This is a genomic window from Piscirickettsia salmonis LF-89 = ATCC VR-1361, from assembly GCF_000297215.2.
Lineage (GTDB): Bacteria > Pseudomonadota > Gammaproteobacteria > Piscirickettsiales > Piscirickettsiaceae > Piscirickettsia > Piscirickettsia salmonis.
Genome location: NZ_AMFF02000188.1, coordinates 1 through 1,369, shown reverse-complemented (window position 1 = coordinate 1,369; position 1,369 = coordinate 1). Strand labels below are relative to the sequence as shown.

Genomic DNA, 1,369 nt, shown 5'->3' with positions numbered 1-1,369 from the left:
TTCGAACATATTTGGTTGAGCATCTGATCTCCTTCGATGACCTCTAAGACAACTTTAGTTTTAAATTCAGCGCTTGGCTTCTTTCTTTTTTGACTCATGTCATAGCTCCTAAAATGTTAAGCATCATTTTAACCTTTCAGGAATAAATCGTTAAATTATTCTGTCTGAAAACTCGGGAGCATTATACTTTTATGAAAATTTCAAATTGCGACAGAACCACAATGCCCATCACGGGGGCAATCCCCCGAGATTTTCGCTATACGGTTAAAAAATAATTTTTTCTTTAGAAAAGAAATTATTATTGCTAACTACTCTAAAGTCATAATAATGACCGTACATTCCTCCACCATTATCTCCCTGTCTATGAGCTAAATATGCAGGATCTTCTGCTTTTGCACTTTTATCGATTTTTTGACATATTTTATCAATAGCGTTCATTTGACTTTGACTAACATCATAATAGTTATCTTTGCCTCCAACATTATTTATATAAATAACATTTACAAGGCGAGCTGGATGATATGCACATGTGAAGCCTTCAGGTGCTTGTCCATCAGAACATCGCGCTGAATAATAAGATGTTTGATCAAAAGGATCTCCTCCTCCTTCAGGATAGACTTTATGCGTTGCTCCTCCACAAACAATCCAAGGACTCCAGGCAACTGCCCAGCCACTTGATATAACACTTAACACAATCACTCCAATAGTTTTTTTTATATTTTTCATAAAATTACCTCAAATATTAATGCTTACTAAATTAGCAAAATTAAATTTATATTGATATTAAATATAACTCAAATGAATTATTTTTATGGATATGATAATTTTATAGAATATATATAGTTCTCGTAAGCGTCACTTACGGGTTCTGTCGCAATTTGAAATTTCGCCCTCCGCGCCCTCCGTCATCTGAAGTGCAACACTCAGTAGAGAGTTCATATTCATACAGATAAACTCTCTAGTTCGCCTTTTGACTTAGAGGGTAGAGATGGTTTATCGGCACTTAAATGAAAAAGATCGTTTTTATATCGAACAACGGTTATCAGAGGGAGACTCGCTCAGATCAATTGCTAGAGCACTTGGCTTTTCTCCTAGCACGATTAGCCGTGAGATTAAACGGCACACCCCAATCGATTTTAAAGGTCTTTATTGTCACCGGCTTACTTCTCGCTGCGCACAAGAAAAACGAGCTAACGCTAAGCAAGGTCAAGCTTTTCGACAAATTTCAGAGGAGGCAAAAATGTTGATCCATCAACGGTTAAGCACCCATACATCCCCCGATGTTATCAGTCAGGAACTTATACGAGAGCATGATATCCAGGTGAGTGAAAGCACGATTTACCGTTATATTTATGATGATAGAGAGCAG

At 36.9% G+C, this 1,369-nt stretch carries 2 protein-coding genes; one reads left to right on the top strand and one right to left on the bottom strand.

Annotated features, from left to right (window positions below; genetic code table 11):
• Nucleotides 1–264 precede the first annotated feature (264 nt).
• Nucleotides 265–726, bottom strand: a complete 462-nt coding sequence (locus C200_RS13120; RefSeq protein ID WP_016212398.1) for a hypothetical protein — start codon at nucleotides 724–726, stop codon at nucleotides 265–267.
• Between the two features lie 262 nt (nucleotides 727–988).
• On the opposite strand from C200_RS13120, the gene C200_RS13115 reads away from it, so the two are divergent.
• The coding region (locus C200_RS13115) for a helix-turn-helix domain-containing protein (RefSeq protein ID WP_033923817.1) at nucleotides 989–1,369 on the top strand (381 nt) is incomplete at its 3' end.